This is a genomic window from Metabacillus sp. KUDC1714 (genome assembly GCF_014217835.1).
GTDB classification, from domain to species: Bacteria; Bacillota; Bacilli; order Bacillales; family Bacillaceae; genus Metabacillus; species Metabacillus rhizosphaerae.
Window position 1 is genome coordinate 5,258,909 of the sequence record NZ_CP055263.1, and the last position, 21,232, is coordinate 5,280,140.

18 protein-coding genes and 2 riboswitches are annotated in these 21,232 nt (G+C 37.2%); all 18 genes read right to left on the minus strand.

Annotated features, from left to right (window positions below; translation table 11 throughout):
• Nucleotides 1-9 precede the first annotated feature (9 nt).
• The 18 genes from cbiB to HUW50_RS24355 all read right to left on the minus strand — a co-directional run bounded on the left by cbiB (nucleotide 10) and on the right by HUW50_RS24355 (nucleotide 21,216).
• Nucleotides 10-963 (minus strand): adenosylcobinamide-phosphate synthase CbiB, encoded by a 954-nt coding sequence (cbiB, locus tag HUW50_RS24270; RefSeq protein ID WP_185653433.1) that lies wholly within the window; start codon nucleotides 961-963, stop codon nucleotides 10-12.
• The gene (locus HUW50_RS24275) at nucleotides 960-2,426 is read right to left on the minus strand and encodes an adenosylcobinamide amidohydrolase (protein ID WP_066339535.1); all 1,467 of its coding nucleotides are present in this window, start codon (nucleotides 2,424-2,426) and stop codon (nucleotides 960-962) included. The genes cbiB and HUW50_RS24275 overlap by 4 nt, the downstream gene beginning before the upstream one ends.
• A 2-nt stretch (nucleotides 2,427-2,428) precedes the next feature.
• Entirely contained in the window at nucleotides 2,429-3,493 is a 1,065-nt protein-coding gene (locus tag HUW50_RS24280) for a FecCD family ABC transporter permease (protein WP_185653434.1), read from the minus strand.
• Nucleotides 3,456-4,439 (minus strand): ABC transporter substrate-binding protein, encoded by a 984-nt coding sequence (locus HUW50_RS24285; protein ID WP_396652658.1) that lies wholly within the window; start codon nucleotides 4,437-4,439, stop codon nucleotides 3,456-3,458. Before HUW50_RS24285 ends, HUW50_RS24280 begins: the two co-directional genes overlap by 38 nt.
• A 153-nt stretch (nucleotides 4,440-4,592) precedes the next feature.
• Nucleotides 4,593-4,789, minus strand: a riboswitch (cobalamin riboswitch).
• 56 nt (nucleotides 4,790-4,845) lie between these two features.
• Nucleotides 4,846-5,922 (minus strand): nicotinate-nucleotide--dimethylbenzimidazole phosphoribosyltransferase, encoded by a 1,077-nt coding sequence (gene cobT, locus HUW50_RS24290; RefSeq protein WP_066339540.1) that lies wholly within the window; start codon nucleotides 5,920-5,922, stop codon nucleotides 4,846-4,848.
• Entirely contained in the window at nucleotides 5,919-7,442 is a 1,524-nt protein-coding gene (locus HUW50_RS24295; protein WP_066339542.1) for a cobyric acid synthase, read from the minus strand. The genes cobT and HUW50_RS24295 overlap by 4 nt, the downstream gene beginning before the upstream one ends.
• Nucleotides 7,429-8,808, minus strand: coding sequence for a cobyrinic acid a,c-diamide synthase CobB (locus HUW50_RS24300; RefSeq protein WP_066339544.1), 1,380 nt, complete (start codon nucleotides 8,806-8,808; stop codon nucleotides 7,429-7,431). The genes HUW50_RS24295 and HUW50_RS24300 overlap by 14 nt, the downstream gene beginning before the upstream one ends.
• Before the next feature lie 22 nt (nucleotides 8,809-8,830).
• Nucleotides 8,831-9,373 (minus strand): cob(I)yrinic acid a,c-diamide adenosyltransferase, encoded by a 543-nt coding sequence (locus HUW50_RS24305; RefSeq protein WP_066339547.1) that lies wholly within the window; start codon nucleotides 9,371-9,373, stop codon nucleotides 8,831-8,833.
• 145 nt (nucleotides 9,374-9,518) lie between these two features.
• Nucleotides 9,519-9,730, minus strand: a riboswitch (cobalamin riboswitch).
• A 200-nt stretch (nucleotides 9,731-9,930) separates the two neighbouring features.
• Nucleotides 9,931-10,389 (minus strand): DUF3052 domain-containing protein, encoded by a 459-nt coding sequence (locus tag HUW50_RS24310; RefSeq protein ID WP_066339681.1) that lies wholly within the window; start codon nucleotides 10,387-10,389, stop codon nucleotides 9,931-9,933.
• Between the two features lie 140 nt (nucleotides 10,390-10,529).
• Nucleotides 10,530-11,423 (minus strand): phosphogluconate dehydrogenase (NAD(+)-dependent, decarboxylating), encoded by an 894-nt coding sequence (gene gnd / locus HUW50_RS24315; RefSeq protein ID WP_066339551.1) that lies wholly within the window; start codon nucleotides 11,421-11,423, stop codon nucleotides 10,530-10,532.
• Between the two features lie 76 nt (nucleotides 11,424-11,499).
• On the minus strand, nucleotides 11,500-13,005 hold the full coding sequence (zwf, locus tag HUW50_RS24320) for a glucose-6-phosphate dehydrogenase (RefSeq protein ID WP_185653435.1): 1,506 nt from the start codon (nucleotides 13,003-13,005) through the stop codon (nucleotides 11,500-11,502).
• A 362-nt stretch (nucleotides 13,006-13,367) separates the two neighbouring features.
• Entirely contained in the window at nucleotides 13,368-13,544 is a 177-nt protein-coding gene (locus HUW50_RS24325) for a hypothetical protein (protein WP_157094517.1), read from the minus strand.
• Between the two features lie 285 nt (nucleotides 13,545-13,829).
• Nucleotides 13,830-14,987 carry a phosphoribosylglycinamide formyltransferase 2 gene (gene purT, locus HUW50_RS24330; protein WP_185653436.1) on the minus strand — a complete coding sequence of 386 codons (1,158 nt, stop codon included), beginning with the start codon at nucleotides 14,985-14,987 and terminating at the stop codon, nucleotides 13,830-13,832.
• Nucleotides 14,988-15,218: 231 nt separating this feature from the next.
• On the minus strand, nucleotides 15,219-17,033 hold the full coding sequence (locus HUW50_RS24335) for a LysM peptidoglycan-binding domain-containing protein (protein ID WP_066339560.1): 1,815 nt from the start codon (nucleotides 17,031-17,033) through the stop codon (nucleotides 15,219-15,221).
• A 161-nt stretch (nucleotides 17,034-17,194) separates the two neighbouring features.
• The gene (locus HUW50_RS24340) at nucleotides 17,195-17,977 is read right to left on the minus strand and encodes an enoyl-CoA hydratase (RefSeq protein ID WP_066339563.1); all 783 of its coding nucleotides are present in this window, start codon (nucleotides 17,975-17,977) and stop codon (nucleotides 17,195-17,197) included.
• A 16-nt stretch (nucleotides 17,978-17,993) separates the two neighbouring features.
• Entirely contained in the window at nucleotides 17,994-19,337 is a 1,344-nt protein-coding gene (locus HUW50_RS24345) for an acetyl-CoA carboxylase biotin carboxylase subunit (RefSeq protein WP_066339566.1), read from the minus strand.
• 18 nt (nucleotides 19,338-19,355) lie between these two features.
• Nucleotides 19,356-20,495: an acyl-CoA dehydrogenase gene (locus HUW50_RS24350; protein ID WP_066339568.1), complete on the minus strand. Its 1,140-nt coding sequence runs from the start codon at nucleotides 20,493-20,495 to the stop codon at nucleotides 19,356-19,358.
• A 61-nt stretch (nucleotides 20,496-20,556) separates the two neighbouring features.
• The gene (locus HUW50_RS24355) at nucleotides 20,557-21,216 is read right to left on the minus strand and encodes a CoA transferase subunit B (RefSeq protein ID WP_066339571.1); all 660 of its coding nucleotides are present in this window, start codon (nucleotides 21,214-21,216) and stop codon (nucleotides 20,557-20,559) included.
• Nucleotides 21,217-21,232: the final 16 nt, after the last annotated feature.

Here is a 21,232-nt window from a genome sequence, read left to right on the forward strand (position 1 = left end):
CTTTCTTTTCTATAGCTTCATATAAATGAAGAATAGTATAAGCACAAACATAAACCATGCACCATGCATGTAAATAATCGTTTTTTGAATATCTTTAGGCTGAAGCCTGCGAGTATAGTTGCCCATTTCCGCTCTGTTGGAAACAATTCCTTGGTAAAAATTCTTTCCTCCTAACACAACCCCTAAAAGCCCTGCAGTCATAGCCTCAGGCCAACCACTATTCGGACTTGGGTGCTTTTTAGCATCACGAACAGTTACAACAAAAGCATTCCACTTTTTAGAATTGGGAACAAACCACGAAAAAAGCCAAATTAAGATTGCCGTTAACCGAGCTGGAATCCAATTCATTACATCATCTAACCTGGCAGATCCCCAACCAAATTGTTTATATTTTTCATTTTTATAACCAACCATTGAATCTAATGTATTTGTTGCACGATAAGCCATTGCTAATGGTGCACCACCAATCAGTGCCCAACATAATGGAGCAATGATTGCATCAACAGTGTTTTCAGCAACGGTTTCGACAGTACCGCGAACCACTTCATCTGTGGGCAGGTCTTCCGTGTCACGACCAACGATAAAGCTTAACTTTTTACGAGCTAAAGATATATCCCCTTGTAACAGTGGGATCGCGACTTCTTTGGCTGCTTTATGTAATCCCTTCATTGCAATTGTCGTAGAAATAAGATACATTTCCACTAAAAACGTAGCGTACGGATGGATATAATTCACAATTTTAAGTAAGAAATAAACAAAGATATACGTCCCGCCAACAATTGTCAAAGTTAAAAGCATTCCTTTTGCCTTGCGATACTTGTTCCGATTCCACATCTTTTCAAGAAAGCTTATCGCTTTTCCCATGATGATTACAGGATGTGGAAGCCACCTTGGATCACCGATAAGTAAATCGGTAATAATCGCCGTAATGATCATATAAAAATGCATAGCAAAGACATTCATAGTTGCTGCACTCTGCGTTTTTCATAGTTTTGCACAGCTTTGATCATCGCTTTATAAACAGACATACCAATTCCTTTTCCAATAACAGTTCCAGATCCTGCATATGGTGTAGGATCACCCTTTTGAGTAGCTGCAATAAGTGTACTATCTGTTGATGTACCTGTTGCAATTGTACAAGTAGCAGCATCTTTAATTTGTAAGTCATTGAAGGCTTTCGTCTTTGCTTCTGTAACAGATTGAACGGCATTTACTAAAGCACCATCAGTTAAATGAGCATCAATAAAAACCATAATATTTACAGTTCCGATTTGATAGCCTTGCTTAACTGTGGAAGGGTCAGTGATATCAATTGCATTACCAACACCCGCGGTTATGACTGCTATTATTTGAACATCTTCATACGTTTCTTTTAAGATACTCATATCTTTTAGGTTCACTGCTGTCATCATGCCAATTGTGTCATACTCAGAGATCTCCGCTTGTCTTAACCAGCTAATAATATCCTCTTTAGGATTTGAGCAGTTATATTCTTTTTTGACATGAAAATTACAAAAGTTTTTGGCCCACTGCAAGCCTTCTCCTAAAACACCGTTAGAGATTGTTCTTAAAGGATGGTTAAATGTAAGATGGATAGATTGATCAGTTTGTTTTAACTCATATTCTAGCCCTAGGTTTTCTTTTTTTACTTGGTTAGGAATAACCGTGATTTGTGGTTTTGGGATAACAGGGTGAAAATTAGTTTTAATCCCTACTTCATATACATCACTTAGCTGATTTTCATTTTGTAAGAGAGACAATTCACCTGTCTCAATTAATTTTCCACCATTAAGTAAGCCTATCTTATCTGCAAAAAGAGCGGCTGTATTTAAGTCATGTAAAATAGCAACAATCGTTAAATGATGCTTCCTTTGATATTCTTTTAAATGATCCAGCATCCTAACTGTATGTTTTATATCAAGATGGTTTGTAGGCTCATCTAAAAAAAGGATCTTTGGCTCTTGTGCAAGTGCTTTAGCTAATAAGACTCTCTGCTTCTCTCCACCACTTAGACTCTTAAATGGTTGTTTTCGAAACTGAAATACATCGGTTTGTTTCATAACTTCATCAACTATTTGACGATCTTTTTTAGAAATATGTTTTAATAATCCTTTTTGGTGTGGGTAACGTCCTAGCATAACAATTTCTTCCACATGAAAATCGAATTCAACCTGTGGTTCCTGTGATAAAACGGCTATGATCCTAGCTCTTTCTAGGGCTGAATAGCTATGAAGTGACTTCTCAAAAATAGTAATCGTTCCTTTTTTTATTGGCAACACACCTGTTATTAATTTTACAAGAGTTGTTTTTCCACTTCCATTCGGACCAATAAGTGCAAAGAAATGACCGGTCTCGATGGTAAGTGTAACATCCTTTATTACCGACGTTTTTTCATACCCTCCAGATAATTGCTTAATGTCAATCATATCTATCCCCTTCCTAGTCGTTCTCTAATTAATAGTAGAGCAAAGACTGGTGCACCAATTAAAGCTGTTATCACTCCAATAGGTAGTTCACTTGGTGAAATAATTGTCCGGGCGATTAGATCGGCAAGGATCAAATATCCCCCACCAACCAACATTGATAAAGGTAGGACATGTCTATGGTTTGGTCCGATTAATAACCGAACAAAATGCGGAATAACTAATCCAACGAAACTTATTGATCCAGATACAGAAACAGCTGCTCCTGTTAGTAAGGATGCTCCTATGATAATATAAATCTTTCCCTTCTGAACGTTTACTCCTAAATGTTCAGCTGATTCTTCACCTAACGCAAAGGCATTTAACTCTCTTGAACGGATTATTAAAAACAACGCACCAATAAGAAAGAAGGGAATCATTAGCTTAACATGACTCCAGCCTCTCATCCCAACATTCCCCATTAACCAATATAAAATTTGCCGAATATCTTCACGTGAACTTAAAGCAATGATAAGTGAAATGACAGCTCCAATGAAAGAACTGACGATAATACCAGCAAGGATAATCGTCTCAATTGAAAGTCTTCGATTGGATAGATGGGTCACAGCAAAAACAATAAACATAGTGCATAATCCACCTAATATAGCGATAACTGGTAATGTATAGCTACCTAGAAAGGTGATGGTAATTTGAAAATATAGAACGATAACTGCACCTAAAGAAGCACCTGAAGATACACCGATTGTGTACGGATCTGCGAGTGGATTTCGTAATAACCCTTGAAAGGCTGCCCCAGCTAATGATAGTGCAGCACCTACAAAAAACGCCAATAAAACACGAGGAAATCGAATTTCCCATATGATCGACTCTACTGTTTTGGGAATTTCCTCACTAAATATCTTTATTCCGGCAATTTTTGTAGCTAATACATCCATAATTACTGTAATTGGATAATGAACACTACTAATAAATAAACCAAGGAGTGCTGCAATTAGCACAAACACTCCACATATTAGATACATCCAAACGAATTTATTTGTCAAAAATTTCTGGATAAATAAGCTTTGCAAGCGTCTCAACCCCATCAATTAATCGTGGTCCTGGTCTAGTAACCGTATCATTATTTACATCAAAAACTTGTTTATCTTTAATAGCAGGCACCTCTTCCCAGCCAGCACGGTTTAATACGCCTTCTGCAGGATTTTCAACATAATATCCGTATGTAGTAATGATAACATCAGGGTTTAATGTAACAATTTCTTCCTCGGTCATTTTGACCCAACCTTTTTGTTCACCGGCAGTATTTGTTGCATTGATAACTTCTAACATCTCATGCATAAATGTATCTTGACCTGTTGTAAAAATGTCTGGGGCAGGTGAAACTTCTACCCAGACAGCTTTCTTTTCAGTTACAGCTTTTGCCTGCTCTTTTATTTCAGCTAATCTCCCCTTCATTTCTTTTACTATCGTGTCAGCCTCTTTTGTCGCACCCGTAACTTGGCCAATTAAAGTAATCGTATTGTATACATTTTCAAATGATTCCGCACTTCCTATAACAATGACATCAATACCAGCCTCTTTAAATTGCTTTAAAATATCGGGATTGTTTTCATGTTGGAAATCAGTTACTAATGCAAGATCAGGTTGTAGAGCCAATATTTTTTCGACATCTAATTGTTGATCACCTATTTTTTCAATCTTTTCAACATCTGGAGGGTAATTACTGTAATTATCTACTCCAATAAGCTTATCACCTTGCCCTAAAGCAAATGTTATTTCTGTATTACTTGGGATGACAGATACAATTGTTTTAGGTTCTGATTCAATTGTTACTTCTTCACCAGTTCCGTCGGTAACTGTTACTGGAAAGGCAGCTTTGGTTTCCCCTTCATTTGTTTCATCAGATTTCAAAGTTGTTTCATTCTCATCTGTTGCTTTATCTTCTGCATTTCCACAAGCAATTGTGAAAACGCTGATTAGCATAACCATGATGCTTAGTAAAAGCCATTTCTTCAATACTGTTGTCATTCTTACCACTCCTATTCATTTTTCCACAAAAAAACGCCTATTCACGTGGAAAAGGCGATAAATGCATTAAGGAAATGGTGATTTACAATGTAAACATCAAAAGACACCAGCATTATAAAGCCATCCTTTTCCTCGAAGGATACTTTTACATAACAATAGGCAGGTCTCCTGGCTAACGCATCATCATTATAGCTAACCCTTCCCATATCATTTATACAGTGGGTATTTTTTTAGCTACATTCAACGTTTACAGTGGCGGGACCGCGTTGGAATTTCACCAAACTTCCCTATTATCCTCAAAATCTTGTCATTTAAGGACCTATTGTTGAATATTCGTTTTTTTGTGACATGCATTATTATAAAAGAAGATATAGTAAGTGTAAATGAATATTTACTAAATCTTGGACGATTCACTTTCAGTTGTAATGCCTGCTGATTGAAATGTCGCCATTTCTTTCATCATTCTTGTTGCTGTTTCAAGTAATGGAAATGCAAGTGCAGCGCCTGTTCCCTCGCCTAATCTTAAATCAAGTTCAAGGAGTGGAGATTTATGTAGGTATGCAAGGGCATGGATATGCCCTTGCTCTTTAGACATATGGCCCGCTGTCAAATAATCGTTTACCTTCTCCTCTAGAACGACAGCTAATAGGGCAGCAGCTGTACTAATAAAACCATCTAGGATCACTGGAACCCTTTGTTCAGCAGCTTTAATAATAGCTCCTGTCATCCCCGCAATCTCTAGACCTCCAACTTTTGTTAAAATATCAATTGCATCTTTTCGGTTAGGTTTTCTTTCTGATAATGCTTTAGAAATGATAGATACTTTTTTATTTCGAGCTTCATCAGAGATTCCTGTCCCTAAGCCAACTACTTCCTCGACTGAACATCCAGTTATTACCGAAACAATTGCACTTGCGGTTGCCGTATTCCCAATTCCCATTTCACCAACGATGATGCACTTAGCACCTTCTTCGATCATTTGTTGGGCCATATCCATTCCCGCAATTAAGGCTTGTTTCGCATCTTCCTCTGTCATGGCATTTTCATGCGCATAGTTATTCGTACCATATTTCACCTTTTTATTAATTAACTCGTTATGGTTAATATCTTCAGCTACCCCAATATCAACAATTTTAAGAAAAGCATTTATTTGTTTTGCAAATACATTAATTGCAGCACCGCCATTTAGGAAGTTGTATACCATTTGGGTCGTTACTTCTTTTGGATAGGCAGAAACCCCCATTTCACTAATCCCATGATCAGCAGCAAAAACGATAATACCTGGAGGTGTAACCTCAGGAAATACTTGATTTGTTATTCCGGCAAGCTGAATTGCGAGTTCTTCTAATTTCCCTAAGCTTCCAATTGGTTTCGTTAAAGAATTTACATACTCTCTTGCTTCTTGCATTTTTTCATCATTAAGATTTTGAATAGATTGTAGAGTCTCTTGTATTTTAATATTTGAAGTCATTTGGATTCTCTCTTTCTTTGTTGAAATTGTTCCATTATTTCATAAAGGTGTTCTATATCAAGCGCGCTTCGAACATGATCAGCTAGGCGGTTGAAATCTTTATTTTGGCTATCTTCAAAGGATTCTCTTGTGAGAAAAGGCTGCAGGCCTTTCTTTTTACGAATATGGTTTAAAAATACCCCTCTAAATTCGTCATTATGAAAAATACCGTGGAAATAAGTTCCGATACACGTTTCCATGGAATTCTTACTTCCATCCTTTCGATCATTCAATTGAATGAGAGGTTCTATTTGAGGGGCATGGGTTGTGGTACCCATATGAATTTCATATCCTGCTACTTTAACATTAACTCCAAATAGCTGTATTGTTCCTGTTGAACGTACTGTTGTCTTCTCGTTTGTTAATAACGTTTCTAATTGGAGCATTTTCAATCCTGCTATGCTTTTGATTTTTGATTCTACTTGAAAAGGATCTTCTATTCTGTCACCCAGCATTTGATATCCACCACATATTCCAAAGATGACCGCCCCATTTTGATGTGCTCTGATGATTTCTTGTTCTAAGCCTTTTGCTCTTAAAAACAAGAGATCCTCGATTGTGTTTTTACTTCCAGGTAGGATAATGATATCAGGCTGCTCAAGTTGACGTGCATTTTCTACTAGACGAACATGAGTATCCTTTTCAGATAGGAATGGATCGATATCCGTGAAATTAGATATTCGTGGAAAGTTAATAACTGCAATATCTATTTCTTTGTCAATATCTTTTTGTTTACTATACGTACTTAAACTTAAGGAATCCTCTGCATCAATTAACAAATCATTAATATACGGAATCACACCTAATATTGGTTTTCCTGTGTATTTTTCAAACCATGTTAAACCTGGTTCAAGTAGTGAAAGGTCACCACGGAATTTATTAATAATCACCCCGACAACTCGATTGCGATCTTCCGGTGAAAGTAACTGCAATGTCCCTACTAGACTTGCAAAAACACCGCCTTTGTCAATATCACCTACTAAAAGGACAGGGGCATCTGCCATTTTAGCAATACTCATATTAACTAGCTCGCGATCATTTAGATTTACTTCCGCAGGACTTCCTGCCCCCTCTATTACAATTCGTTCAAACGACGAAGCGAGATTTTGATAGGATTCTTCAATAATTATTTTCGCTGTATCATAATAGTCGCTGCGATAGTTTTGCGCTTTCATGCTTTTAAGAGGTTTCCCATGCACAACAATTTGCGCTTCGTTATCTCGTGTTGGCTTAATTAGAATTGGATTCATCTCTGTTGTTGCAACGGTCTCAGCTGCTTCTGCTTGAATTCCTTGTGATCTGCCAATCTCTTTTCCATCAAGAGTAATATAGGAATTCAACGCCATATTTTGCGATTTAAATGGGGCAGTTCGAAAGCCATCCTGAGCAAAAATTCTACACAATGCTGTAACTAGTATACTTTTACCAGCATCTGAATGTGTGCCCTGAATCATGATAGGAATTGCTTTACCGTGAGCCATGTTTCTTCATCTCCACACATTTTTCAATAAAGTTTTCCACTAGCTCTGGACAGGATGCAAAATGAATATGGGTATAGCCAGCGATTAGATTCTTTGTTAAATAGCCCTCTTCACCTTCACCAAATACCCCTTTTGTATGGTATGCATTTCGTCTTGCATTACTAGAATAGTAGGAAGAATAATGGTACTCATGTCCCCGAGCGGTGTGCTTCTGTGTAAGCAGAAAATTTCCCGGTAGACCTGTAATCTCCCGATAACCAATTGCAGCTAACTTGTCACCCATTTTTATTTTTCCAGGAATAACCCCGACCATAGGATATTGTTTGCCTTCAATCGTTTCGATTGATTCTGCTAAATACATAAAGCCACCACATTCAGCTAACGTAGGTAGTCCTTGCTCGATCCTTTTTTTAATCGATTGATTGACTGCACTTTGCTCTGAAAGCTCTTTCGCAAATTGCTCTGGAAAGCCGCCTCCTATATAAAGTCCGTCTGCCTCTTCAGGGATCGTCTCACCTTTTAATGGTGAAAAATAAAGACATTCAGCACCATAGGCTTCAAGTAATTCAAGGTTTTCTTGATAATAAAAACTAAAGGCTCTATCCTTCGCAATTGCTAGCTTGATCCCTTTTGATGAGCGTTGTTTGAAAATTGAATCCGTTACATTACTCTCTAAAGGCTTTCTCATACTAAGTTGTAACAATTTATTTACATCGATTGTTTGTTCAACTAATTCACCTAACTTTAAAAATAGCTCATTCAAATCACCACGCTCTACTGAAGGCACAAGACCAAGATGTCTTTGGGGCATCTTTACGCTAGAATCATTTAATAAGTAGCCACAAACTGGAACACCACATTCCTGTTCAACAGCTTCTTTTATTATTTTGTAATGGCCAATACTTCCGACCTTGTTTGCAATAACGCCAACAATATTTACATGTGGTTCAAATAATTGATACCCTTTAACAATAGCTGCAGCACTTCTAGCCATCTTACTGCAGTCAACAACTAATAATGTAGGACAATCTAGCAACATACTAATCTCAGCTGTCGAGCCTTGATTTGAGTCAGCTGATTTACCATCATAAAATCCCATTACACCTTCGATAATTGAAATGTCAGCACCATTACTACCCTGTATAAATACTTCTTTCAACACATCTTTAGAAAACATCCAACTGTCTACATTACGAGATGGCCGTTCCGTAACCGCGGTATGAAAGCTTGTGTCTATGTAATCTGGACCACATTTAAAGCCTTGAACATTGAGACCTCTTTTTTTTAGTGCAGCCATTAAACCGATTGTAAACGTAGTTTTGCCAACTCCACTTGATACTCCTGCAATAACTAAACGTTGTGACATAGCTCTCCCTCCTATTCGAAAATTAGAATTCGATTCCTTTTACTGCTGGTATACCTTCGTCATAATAATGCTTTTCTACATCTACGACTGAAACTAGGTCTGCCAATTCTTTTATTTCTTCCTTTGCATTCCTACCTGTAATGACAAGATGAACATGTGGTGGCTTCGTTTGAATAAGCTCTTTTACCTCATTGATTGGGAGAACGTCATCAATTGGAAATGAATCGATCGCAAGTGCGTTATTTAGTTCATCTAAAATTACTACATCATATTTTCCAGACATAACGGTCTCTTTTGCAATCCTCCATGCTGACTCTAATGCATTTCTATGAACCTCTGGAGTTTTTGTCCATGTAAAGCCCTCACCCAGCTGAATCATTTCAACTCCTAACTTTTCTAGCGATACTTTTTCTCCATACGATCTTCCTTTTGATTTTATAAATTGTAAAATCTTTACTGACATTCCCTGACCAACTGCTCGTACTGTAAGACCGATTGCGGCTGTTGTTTTACCTTTACCATTGCCTGTGAAAATGAGTGTTAATCCTTTTTGTTTTTCTTCCACCTGATATTCCCCCTACCAATTTATTGAACAAAAAAACGCCTATCCAATACGGAAAGGCGAGAGTTTAAAAGAATAGTAGTTAATTCGAGTGTCCTCTAATTAATTTCTCCTCTTATTCTTTCAATTCCCTTTTCCTCGAAGGTTACTTGATTTGGACAAATAGGCAGGTCTCCTGGCTTACACATCATTGCTTTTACAACCCCCTTCCCATAACATGTGTTACAGTGGGTTTAGGTTGTTTCACTCCGTGATTACAGTGGCGGGACCGCGTTGGATTTACACCAACTTCCCTATTATTCTTACCATAGTTAGATGTTATTTTTAACAATGGTAAGAACCTATTTGCTACTATTCGTTTTATTGAGTCTACGTAATTATAAGAGAATTGATAATGATTGTAAACGGACACCGGTCAAACTCTTGTGTAGGTATCCTCTTAAGTACTTTATCTCATCTCTTTTTATTAGGTGCAAAGTTAAGTGAATAATTAGTGATGACAAAAATCCTTTTATCTAGATTTGAGTGAATATATGCGAGAAGGAAGTTTTTTGTTTTCCTTACTGATCTGTACGTATTTTTCCTTTTTCCGTAACAGCAAACTTTCGTGTCATCGACTTAATATTTTCTACCTTGCGAAAACGCAGAGCTGACCAATCCTCGTCGATAGCAATTTGTCGAACAGGCTCGTAGCCTTCATTGGTAAGCATTTTAGTTACACTTTCACGACTGCAATCTGACCCTTTGTAAAGTTTTGATGATTTCTTAGGATAGCAAAGCCAAAAGAGAGCATCTTCTTTTACATAGGCTTCAGCGCTACGAGCAAAAGTTTGCAACTCCACATTAGATGTACCGAAAACTTGTACAAAATCATATCCTTCATCCTCAGCATTAATATGTATTTCACCTTCAAACCCAGTCATAACCTCTTCATATGCTTTTGGTGCATTTATAATTAATATATGTTGTCCTTGGTCTTTAAATTGTAGCTTCTTAATAACCGGATGAATATCTGACATTTTTATTTCATTCCTTTCTTTTGCTCTTACGATCTGAATCAATATAATCTCCCTATTTATATCATCACATAATTCTTTAATCAACATTAAGAAAACAAAAATATAAGAGAGTCAAAAGACTCTCTTATGATATCTATATTTCACTTTTTCTCAACAGCATGTCCACCAAATTCATTTCGTAATGCTGCTACAACTTTTCCAGTAAATGTATCATTCTCCAAGGATCGATAACGCATTAAGAGTGACAGGGCGATTACAGGAGTAGCTGCTTGTAAATCTAATGCAGTTTCAACTGTCCATTTCCCTTCACCTGATGAGTGCATGACTCCTTTAATATCTTCCAATTTTCCATCTTTTGAAAATGCACTTTCAGTTAACTCCATAAGCCATGAACGGATAACTGAACCGTTACTCCAAACTCTAGCTACTTTTTCATAGTCATATTCAAATTCACTCTTTTCTAAAACTTCAAATCCTTCACCGATCGCTGCCATCATGCCATATTCAATTCCATTATGAACCATTTTCAAAAAGTGACCACTACCAGATTTCCCAGTATATAAATAGCCTTTTTCAACTGCGGTATCTCGGAAAATTGGTTCTACAATCCTCCAAGCCTCTGGATCTCCGCCTACCATATAATTTGCACCATTACGAGCACCTTCCATGCCACCTGATGTACCTGCATCAAGAAAGCTTACCCCAATTTTTTTGAATTCTTCAGAACGGCGAATTGATTCTTTATAATGTGAATTACCAGCCTCAATGACAATATCTCCGGCTGTTAAGAATGGGGTCACATCGTTAATTAATGAATCTACAACTGAATGTGGGACCATAATCCACAATACTCTTGGCTTTTCCAACGATTGAACAAGTTCTTTTAAACTTAAAGTACCTTTGGCACCATACTCTTTAATTTCCTCGATCGCACTTGAATTTATATCGAACGCAACAACTTCGTGATTGTGGTCAAGAAGATTCTTGCTAATGTTTAATCCCATTTTCCCTAGACCAATGACTCCTACCTTCACATTCTCTACCTCCTAGCAAAGTTATTCGAATTTAATCACACTAAAAATGTTACAAAAAAGTTGTTCTTTTTAATCATTAGCTTTCTTGAGGAGCAACCTTTGATGATTCAAGAGATTTTTTGTCTAACCACCAGCCAAATCCATCATCTTCAAGTAATCGATGAGAAGCATCCGGTCCATAGGATCCTGATGGGTAAATATGAAGAGGAACAAGATTTTCTTCAAATGCTTCTAGAATAGGTTGAACCCATTTCCAAGATAGTTCAACCTCCTTCCAATGAGCAAAGAAAGTAGCGTCTCCTTCAAAAGCATCTAATAGTAAGAGCTCATAAGCTTTTGGAACATCGTCTTGGTCAGCTGAAAATTCGATGTTTATTGGCTCGATTTTTCCATCCTTTAATGGATTTTTACTATTTAATTGTAAAGATACTCCTTCGTTTGGGTTAATCCCGATGATTAATAAGTTTGGTGTTGGGTCCTCGTTTTGATTAACATATAACTCTTTTAAAGGATTTTTGAATTCAATGACTATACGTGTGGACTTCTTCTTCATTCGTTTGCCGGTTCGAATATAAAATGGTACTCCCTGCCAAAAAGGGTCATCTATCCACAATCGAACGGCAACAAATGTATCATTTTTAGAAGATGGTGTAATTCCAGGTTCTTCTATATACCCGATAACTGATTTTCCATCAATTTCACCTGAACCATATTGACCTCGAATAACATCTGAACGAACATTTTCTTTTTTCAATGGACGAACAGATTCAATGATTTTCTTTTTTTCATTTCGAATATCTTCTGCAGTAATTCGTTTTGGTAAATGCATGCTTGTCATCATTAACAATTGCATCATATGATTTTGAAACATATCGCGAATTGCGCCAGCTTTATCATAATAGCTTGCTCTTTTTTCGACTCCAACTGTTTCACTTGCAGTAATTTGAATATTGGCAATGTGTTGATTGTTCCACAGAGTTTGAAATATCGGATTTGCAAATTCTAATGCCTCCAAGTTTTGCACCATCGGTTTACCTAGATAATGATCTATCCGATAAATTTCCTCTTCTTGAAAGGTAGTGCTCAATTTCTCGTTTAATTCTTGAGCTGATTTTAAGTCATGTCCAAATGGTTTTTCAATAATAAGACGTTTCCATCCTCTAGTCGATCCCAACCCACTTTTTTTAATGTTCAAGGCAATGACATCAAAAAATGTTGGAGCAACAGACATATAAAACATCCGATTCTCAGGAATATTCAATTCCTCTTCACGTAGTTGAATAAGATTAAGTAATTTTTTATACTCACCTTCATTTGTCACATCTAATTTACAATAACGAATGGATGGAAGAAAATCTTTTAATTTCGAATAATCATTTGATCCACCTTCAGAAAATGTATGTACAGATTGTTCAACATTCTCGTGAAACTCCTCATCTGATAATTCAATTAAACTTACTCCAATGAAAGAAAATGAAGGAGGCAATTTCTGATCAACATATAGACTGTATAGTGCGGGGATAATTTTTCGTTTAGCTAAATCCCCTGTTGCTCCAAATAAGACAAAGGTCATAGCATCCATTTAGATTCCTCCAGTTGTCGAGATCAGATTCTTTCCTTTTTATTTTAATGTGTCCAATCGAGCGTTTATTATTTTCAACATCTACCACAACATTGGGAAATCAACTTGGAATGAATATAATAGGAATGCAGAACATAATGATGTTGAATAAACCTAAAAATTCAATTAACTATAATATAGTTATGTAAACTAATTAAAGATAACTTTCGATATCACTCGAAAAACTCATAAAAAAAGAGCCTAATCACAAATGATTTTATTTACAATCATCTAAGCGTTAGGCTCTTCTTGATTTATTTCCACCACATTTTAAATGTAATATTAGTAGAGCTTTTAGTTAACTTGATTTCATTTAGATATTATTAACTAGACTTTAACCATTTAAAAAATCCAATCGATCCTTTTCCTTCACATGTTGAACATGCAATGACACCCTCACCAGAACATGAATCACACTTGTGATTACCGAAATCAAAACCTTCTCCAGAACAGTTCTGACAGTTTATTAATCTACTACCATCACAGCTTTTACACGTCATGTGGTTCCCTCCTGCTTCTTCTAATTAAGGAGCAGTATTTAACTAAAAAGTGTAGTTTCAGATCTGAATTCTTTTGGATTTATGCTCCCATATAAGTATATTTATCCCTAAGGCATCTTATGATTTTACCAAGTTACAAACAAATTATATATTTATTACAATTGATACTCCCACACCTAAAGGAATGGACTTTCTCTTTCGGAGTTCTGTAATATGACATAAAAAACACAAAAAATCGATAACGGTGTCTAAACCTGCGCTTCCCTGGGAAATTAAATGTAATTGTTATTGTTTAATCGTTAAATAATCCAGAGCATTTTTAGCCTGTTTTTTTGCAATTTCAACGGTTTCTGCTGTAGATAAGGTAACTGCAATTCTACGACCAACTTTTGTTACAGGTTTTCCAAATACTCGCACCTGCGTATTTGTTACAGCTAGAGCTTGTTCTAATCCTTCGACTCGATATTCATTCATTTCTTCGATTGCTTTTAATGGGCGACTTGCGCCAGGTGTTACAAGCGTTATCTCAGGAATTGGAAAGCCCAATATAGCTCGAATATGGAGAGCAAACTCAGATAAATTTTGTGTCACTAGAGTAACTAATCCTGTATCATGCGGACGTGGGGAGACTTCGCTAAAATAAACCTTATCTTGAGCAAGGAATAGCTCTACACCAAATAATCCATAACCACCTAGCTCATCTGTAATCACCTGAGCAATTTTTTTTGCCTCTTGAATTTGTCCCTCAGTCACTTGATGTGGCTGCCAAGATTCAATATAATCTCCATCTTTTTGGATATGACCAATTGGTGCACAAAACTTTGTTCCATTAACCGCACGAACGGTTAACAGTGTGATTTCCGAATCAAATCGAATGAATTCTTCGATAATGACTCTTCCGTTTTGCACTCTTCCACCCTCCATTGCTATTTTCCAACATTCCTCAATCTCTTCTTTTGAGTGGCAAACACTTTGTCCTTTGCCTGATGAACTCATAAGTGGCTTAATTACGCACGGAAAACCAATGTTTCTTGTAGCTTGCTCAAATTCTTCATATGTATCAGCAAATTCATATTTTGCTGTTGGTAGCTGTAATGTCTCTGCAGCAAGTCTTCTAATCCCCTCACGATCCATCGTTAGTTTTGCCGCCCGTGCAGTGGGGATCACTTGAAAGCCTTCTTCTTCTAATTTGATAAGTTCAGAAGTTGCAATTGCTTCAATTTCTGGAACAATTAAGTCAGGTTTTTCCTTTTCAACAATATCCCTTACTTCCTTCGGATCAAGCATATCGATAACATAGCTTCGATGTGCCACTTGCATTGCAGGTGCACCTTCGTATCTATCAACAGCAACCGTCTCAACACCAAGACGTTGAGCTTCTATCATAACCTCTTTTCCTAATTCACCTGACCCTAGCAATAAAATCTTCTTTGAATTATACATGCTTCATATCCTCCTCTATCCATTTACCGATATTATAAACGAACAATCAATAAATCAAAAGCAATTTCATTCGTATTTTAAACCTTCATATCACAATTATATATGAATTTTCATTTGAAATATATCGATTAACCGTCCTTCGGTTGGTTATTAATCCAAAGTTCAAGAATTGTATTAAAAAACAAAAAACAGACAGGTACTTTCGAACACCGTGTCTGTCTAGATTAGTTTTCAGATAAAATTGAGTGTAGATCCTATCTTATTTATATGATCCATATCAGCCCATAAAATAAAGAATTGATAAATTGTACCCTGGATTTGAATAGGTTCTGGGTATTTAACAATTAATGCAGCCTGCCCCTTCATTTCCTGTGGCTGATCCTGAGAAGGGTAGATAAAACATGCATCTTGTGATTGAATATTGCTTTTATTTATTGTTGGTTGAGACCCATATGGCATCAATTGATGGAATGCTTCATTACGACATACCTCATCAATATTTGAACTACTGGAAATAGCAGAAATTTGGAAAAAGCCGTCTAGTCCTTCAAATCTTTCATCTCCAACTTGTTTCCAGCTTGCTGGATAGGTTAAGCGAACCTTATATACGTCGCTTATAAAGGTCTTCCACTGTTCGCTATTTTGTTTAGGAGACCATTGTAAGGAAGTGATCTGAACACCTTCAACTAAGCGAATCGGAGCTGGATGCTTAATATCTACCACCCACATTTCACTGGCAATTCCTTGTTCATTACAAGCAGAAAGGTAACCAATTTTTCTTCCATCAGGCGACCAAGTGATCGGTGTTGCATAGCAATCTGATATAGCCCATGTCCGATCATTTTCTCCTTTTCTTTCGGAGGACCTAATTAAGGAAAAATATCCCCTATCTTCAAATGCTGTTGCACTATATGCAATATTTTTCGAATCTGGTGACCATTCAGGAAAGTAATTTTTCGCGAGTGGCCCTCCTTTTACTTCACTTGTTATTCCAGTTGAAATGTCAACAGTATGAACGATTGAAATACTCGCTCCTGGTGTTGTATAAAGAGCATATGCTCCATTAGGGGATAGACGAACATTATTTAGCCGTCCTTCTGTGTTCCTCGTAACTACCCGCATATCGTTTCCGTTTTTACGAATTCGGAAAAGTTGACTAGTGCCAGAGGAATCAGGTGCTTGAAATAATAATTCCTCACCGCTAGGAAACCACTCAACATCAGTTGCAGCAGGTGCATTTATTCTCTCTACTTGATGTGTACTGATATCATACAAAACAATATTCGCATTATTAATATAAGCAAGCTGGTGATTATTTGGTGACCAGTCTAGATGGATACCTTCTCCTTTCTCAAACTGATCAATTTTAGCAATATCCCCGCTATCTATATTAATCACATAAAGAATAGCGTTCTTTCCAACAAAAGCGATGTTTTTAGTATCCAATGACCAAACAGGAACAGAAAAACGATCACCTATACCATTTGTAAGCTGATCACTCTTTCCACTACTAGGGTTATATAACCAAATATCATCATGACCCCCTCGATTTGAAGTATAAGCAATCAAACCACTTACAAGAGGTGGAGAGTACGGGATTTTCAGCTTCATTCCAGGGTAAATGACATCGCTTTTGAGCTGGTTAACTAACCGTATTGGTTCAGGATTGATGGTTCCTCCAACTACAACATTAAAACGTTTTGCAATTTGATAAAGCGTATCTCCTGGATAAACAATATAGTATGGAACGCCAGGTGGTATCTTAAGTAACTGGCCTGGATGAATCATATAGGGAGGCTGAAGCGCGTTTTCTTCCACAATAACAGTTTGTGGAACACCATAAAATTGAGATAATTGAAAAATTGTATCACCTTTTTTAATCTGAGTAACATTGACACCAGGTGGAATCGAGAGCTGTTGACCGATATAAATTGTATAAGGTGGGAGTAAATGATTTGCAGCAATAAGGGAATCGACCGGTAGCTCCCATCTTGTCGCAATTTGATACAGCGTGTCACCAGAGCGCACGGTGTAAAATACTTGCATGTTAATCCCTCCTAAACAATCAATCTAATACTTTTTGTAGTTAGGTTGATTATAGATTTTGGGGATATCTTAGAAACGATTTTTTCTGTGACAAGTAAGTAAGAATAATCTCTATATCTTTAAAGTATATACATTTTCCAATCATGATTATTCCATTTTTATTATTCTCCAACAAAATTAGGCGACCGTTTTTCCTTAAATGCTTGGAGACCTTCTAAGCGATCTTTCGTTGGAATTGTTAATTCATATGAACTTTTCTCAATAGAAAGACCAGTATTAATATCTACTTCGTACCCTTTATCAATCGATAATTTTGCTTGTTCTACTGCAATTGGAGCATTCCTAACAATTAGATTGGCTAATTCTATTGCCTTATTTAACAAAGCTTCAGCCGGAACCACATATTCTACTAATCTAACTTCCTTTGCCTCTTTCGCATCAATTCTTTTAGCTGTATAGATTAATTCTTTTGCTTTCCCTTTTCCAATTAATCTTGGTAACCTTTGTGTTCCACCGGCACCTGGAATAATACCGAGCGAAGTCTCTGTCAAACCAAACTTCGCCTTTTCTGATGCAATTCGGATATCACAGGCCAATGCTAATTCTAGCCCACCACCAAATGCGCCACCATTCACGGCTGCAATGACCGGTTGTGGTAATGCTTCTAGTTCATTAATTGTTCTTCGTATCTTCTCAACTGTCCTTCGCACTTGAGTCATGTCCATTTCTGCTCTTTCTTTTAAGTCTGCCCCTGCGCAAAATGCTTTTTCACCAGTCCCGGTGATTATGATACAACGAACAGACTTATCGAATTTATATGAAAATATTGCTTCTTGTAATTCTTCTAACAAGTGAAGTGATAATGAATTTGCTACTTCTGGACGATTTAAAGTCATAATAGCAATTCCATTCATCACTGTAGAGATTAATACTGGTTTACTCATCCCTTCCCCTCCAAGTTCAATGTTTATTTATGAACTTATCAACAAAACTTGTAGTTGCTTGACCAGAAAGGAAAGCAGGATGAGCTACAACTTCTTTAAGCATTGGGATATTTGTTTTAATTCCTTGAATATGGTAGTTTACTAGTGCTTTTTGAAGAATATCAATCACATCATCGCGTTGCTTTCCACTTACAACTAGCTTTGCAATCATCGGATCATAAAAAGGTGTAACAACTGATTGGTCATGGATACCCAGTTCATGGCGAATACCTGGTCCCTTTGGTAAGTCTATTTTATTTATTTTTCCAGGTGATGGATAAAAGGTTTTAGGATCCTCAGCATAAATTCTCACTTCGATCGCATGACCTTCTCGTTTTATATCTTTCTGTGAAAAATCCAATGAACAGCCTGCAGCAATTTTTAGCTGCTCAGCAACTAAATCTAATCCAGTAATTTCTTCTGTAACAGGATGTTCTACTTGGAGACGTGTATTCATTTCTAGAAAAAAGAAGTTTTTATTCTCATCAACTAAAAACTCAAATGTTCCAGCGTTTTTATAGTCAATTGATTTGGCAGCTCTGACCGATGTCTCACCCATTTTTACACGAGTAACCTCATCAAGAAACGGTGATGGTGCTTCCTCGACGACTTTCTGATGGCGTCGCTGTATTGAGCATTCACGTTCCCATAAATAAACAGTATTTCCAAATTGATCTGCAAGGATTTGAATTTCAATATGTCTTGGATTTTCTATATATTTTTCCACGTACATTGCTCCGTCACCAAAAAAATCGTTTGCCCGTTTTTGATTTCCTTCATACATTTTGAGGATTTCCGATGCATTCCTAACAATTTGCATCCCAATTCCACCACCACCAGCTGAAGCCTTGAGCATGACAGGGTAACCAATACTTTCCGCTACCTTCACCGCTTCTTCCGCATTTGCTAATGGATAGGAGATTCCTTCAACAACTGGTACACCAGCTTCCTTCATTGCTTTGCGTGCTTCAATTTTACTGCCCATCTGAGCAATAACATCAGGAGATGGACCAATAAACACAATTCCCAATGCTTCACAACGTCGAGCAAAATCAGCATTTTCAGAAAGGAGGCCATAGCCTGGGTGAATAGCCTCTGCCTCACTTAGTAGAGCCACTTCGAGAATTTTATCGATGTTTAAATAGCTCTCAGCTACTCTCGGACCACCTAGTAAACAAGCCTCATCCGCGATTTTGACATGAGGTGCATCTTTATCTGCTTGTGAGTAAATCCCAATCGTAAAAATCCCCAAAGACTTGCACGTCCGCATAATGCGCACTGCAATTTCTCCACGATTAGCGATAAGAACTCTTTTGAACATAGCTTTACTCCCTCCAAGTTAACAGCCTATTTGGCGTGCAATAACCATTCGTTGTACCTCTGATGTCCCTTCACCGATCTCCAATAGTTTTGCATCCCGGAAGAATCTCTCCACCTGATATTCCTTCATATAACCATAACCGCCATGAATCTGTATCGCTTGATCACATACCTTCATACACATTTCTGATGCAAATAATTTTGCAATAGCTGCTTCCTTTTTAAATCCTTTTCCTTGATCCTTTAACCACGCTGCTTTATAAACCATATTTCGAGCTAATTCAATATTCATAGCCATATCAGCTAATTTAAATTGTATCGCCTGAAATGCTGACAAGCTTTTTCCAAATTGTTTTCTCTCTTTTGCATATTGGAGCGATTTTTCATAGGCTCCTTGAGCAATCCCAACAGCCATTGCTCCGATTCCAATTCTTCCGCCATCTAACGTAGCTAAAAACTGTTTATATCCATTTCCTTCTACACCAAGAAGATTTTCTTTGGGAATGCTAACATTTTCCAAAACTAGTTCAGCTGTATTTGAAGAATGAAGACCCATTTTTTCATAGCGATCATTAACAGTAAATCCATGTGCATTTGTAGGTACAAGGAAGGCGCTAATGCCATTAGTTCCCTTTGAACGATCGGTTACAGCTGTAATTGCAAGATATTTTGCATAACTTGCATTTGTAATAAAGCATTTTGAACCTGTTATTACCCACTGGTCACCATGTAGTGATGCAGTAGTTTGAGTCCCTCCAGCATCTGACCCTGCATTTGGCTCTGTTAGACCAAAGGCACCTAAATACTCCCCCGTACAAAGTGGTGTTAAATATTTCTGTTTTTGTTTTTCTGTACCAAATAAATGTATCGGTGCTGCTCCTAATGAAATATGAGCAGAATAGGTGATACCAGTAGAAGCACACACACGACTTAGCTCTTCTACTACGATTGCAAAACTGATTGTATCTGCTGCACTGCCACCATATTGTTCTGGAAAAGGCAAACCCATAATCCCAAGCTCTGCTAATTTTTCAAAGATCTCCTCTGGAAATTTAGCTGTTCGATCTCTAGCGTCTGCCTCGGGAGCAACTTCTTCTTCAGCAAAATCATGGATCAACTTACGAATCATTTCTTGTTCATTTGTCAAATCGAAATTCATCCTTTATCAATCCTTTCCTTAATCGCAATGAAAAGATTAAATCAGTTGACAATGTTTGTCTTTAAAAAGCATTTAATTTTACATGTTCATCTATGATCAAATCGGGCTCAGTCATTGCTTGAATATCTTCAACAGTAAACCCTTTTGCCACTTCGATCAGCTTCAGGCCTGAATTTGTAACATCTATAACAGCTCGATCTGTAATAATTCGATCTACTACACCTTTTCCAGTTAAAGGTAGCGAACATTGTTTTACTATTTTTGCTTGACCCTTTTTGTTTGTATGTTCCATGATCACAATGATTCGTTTTGCACCATGAACAAGGTCCATTGCACCGCCCATTCCCTTTATCATTTTCCCTGGAATCATCCAATTGGCAAGATCACCGGTCTCTGAAACTTCCATTCCACCCAAAATCGCAACATCAATATGCCCACCACGGATCATGGCAAAGGATTCTGTACTATTAAAATAACTAGCACCTCTTGCAGCAGTGACCGTTTCTTTTCCAGCATTTATCAAATCAGGATCCACTTCAGTTTTTGTAGGGTAAGGTCCAATGCCTAACAATCCATTCTCTGATTGAAGGACAACCTGTTTTTCTTCAGAAATATAGTTTGCTACAAGTGTCGGCATCCCAATTCCTAAATTCACATAATCTCCATCACGAATCTCACATTCTGCTTTTATAGCAATCTTTTCTCTACTATTCGAAGACATACTAGACCTCCTATTC

What these genes read in the sequence shown, in the direction of transcription:
- HUW50_RS24275 (WP_066339535.1), bottom strand. Translation starts at nt 2,426, where the DNA reads ATGATTGACATTAAGCAATTATCTGGAGGGTATGAAAAAACGTCGGTA.
- cobT (WP_066339540.1), bottom strand. Translation starts at nt 5,922, where the DNA reads ATGACTTCAAATATTAAAATACAAGAGACTCTACAATCTATTCAAAAT.
- HUW50_RS24340 (WP_066339563.1), bottom strand. Translation starts at nt 17,977, where the DNA reads ATGAGTAAACCAGTATTAATCTCTACAGTGATGAATGGAATTGCTATT.
- HUW50_RS24310 (WP_066339681.1), bottom strand. Translation starts at nt 10,389, where the DNA reads ATGTCAGATATTCATCCGGTTATTAAGAAGCTACAATTTAAAGACCAA.
- HUW50_RS24335 (WP_066339560.1), bottom strand. Translation starts at nt 17,033, where the DNA reads ATGCAAGTATTTTACACCGTGCGCTCTGGTGACACGCTGTATCAAATT.
- HUW50_RS24355 (WP_066339571.1), bottom strand. Translation starts at nt 21,216, where the DNA reads ATGTCTTCGAATAGTAGAGAAAAGATTGCTATAAAAGCAGAATGTGAG.
- cbiB (WP_185653433.1), bottom strand. Translation starts at nt 963, where the DNA reads ATGAATGTCTTTGCTATGCATTTTTATATGATCATTACGGCGATTATT.
- purT (WP_185653436.1), bottom strand. Translation starts at nt 14,987, where the DNA reads ATGTATAATTCAAAGAAGATTTTATTGCTAGGGTCAGGTGAATTAGGA.
- HUW50_RS24300 (WP_066339544.1), bottom strand. Translation starts at nt 8,808, where the DNA reads ATGTCACAACGTTTAGTTATTGCAGGAGTATCAAGTGGAGTTGGCAAA.
- zwf (WP_185653435.1), bottom strand. Translation starts at nt 13,005, where the DNA reads ATGGATGCTATGACCTTTGTCTTATTTGGAGCAACAGGGGATTTAGCT.
- HUW50_RS24350 (WP_066339568.1), bottom strand. Translation starts at nt 20,495, where the DNA reads ATGAATTTCGATTTGACAAATGAACAAGAAATGATTCGTAAGTTGATC.
- HUW50_RS24325 (WP_157094517.1), bottom strand. Translation starts at nt 13,544, where the DNA reads ATGACGTGTAAAAGCTGTGATGGTAGTAGATTAATAAACTGTCAGAAC.
- HUW50_RS24295 (WP_066339542.1), bottom strand. Translation starts at nt 7,442, where the DNA reads ATGGCTCACGGTAAAGCAATTCCTATCATGATTCAGGGCACACATTCA.
- HUW50_RS24345 (WP_066339566.1), bottom strand. Translation starts at nt 19,337, where the DNA reads ATGTTCAAAAGAGTTCTTATCGCTAATCGTGGAGAAATTGCAGTGCGC.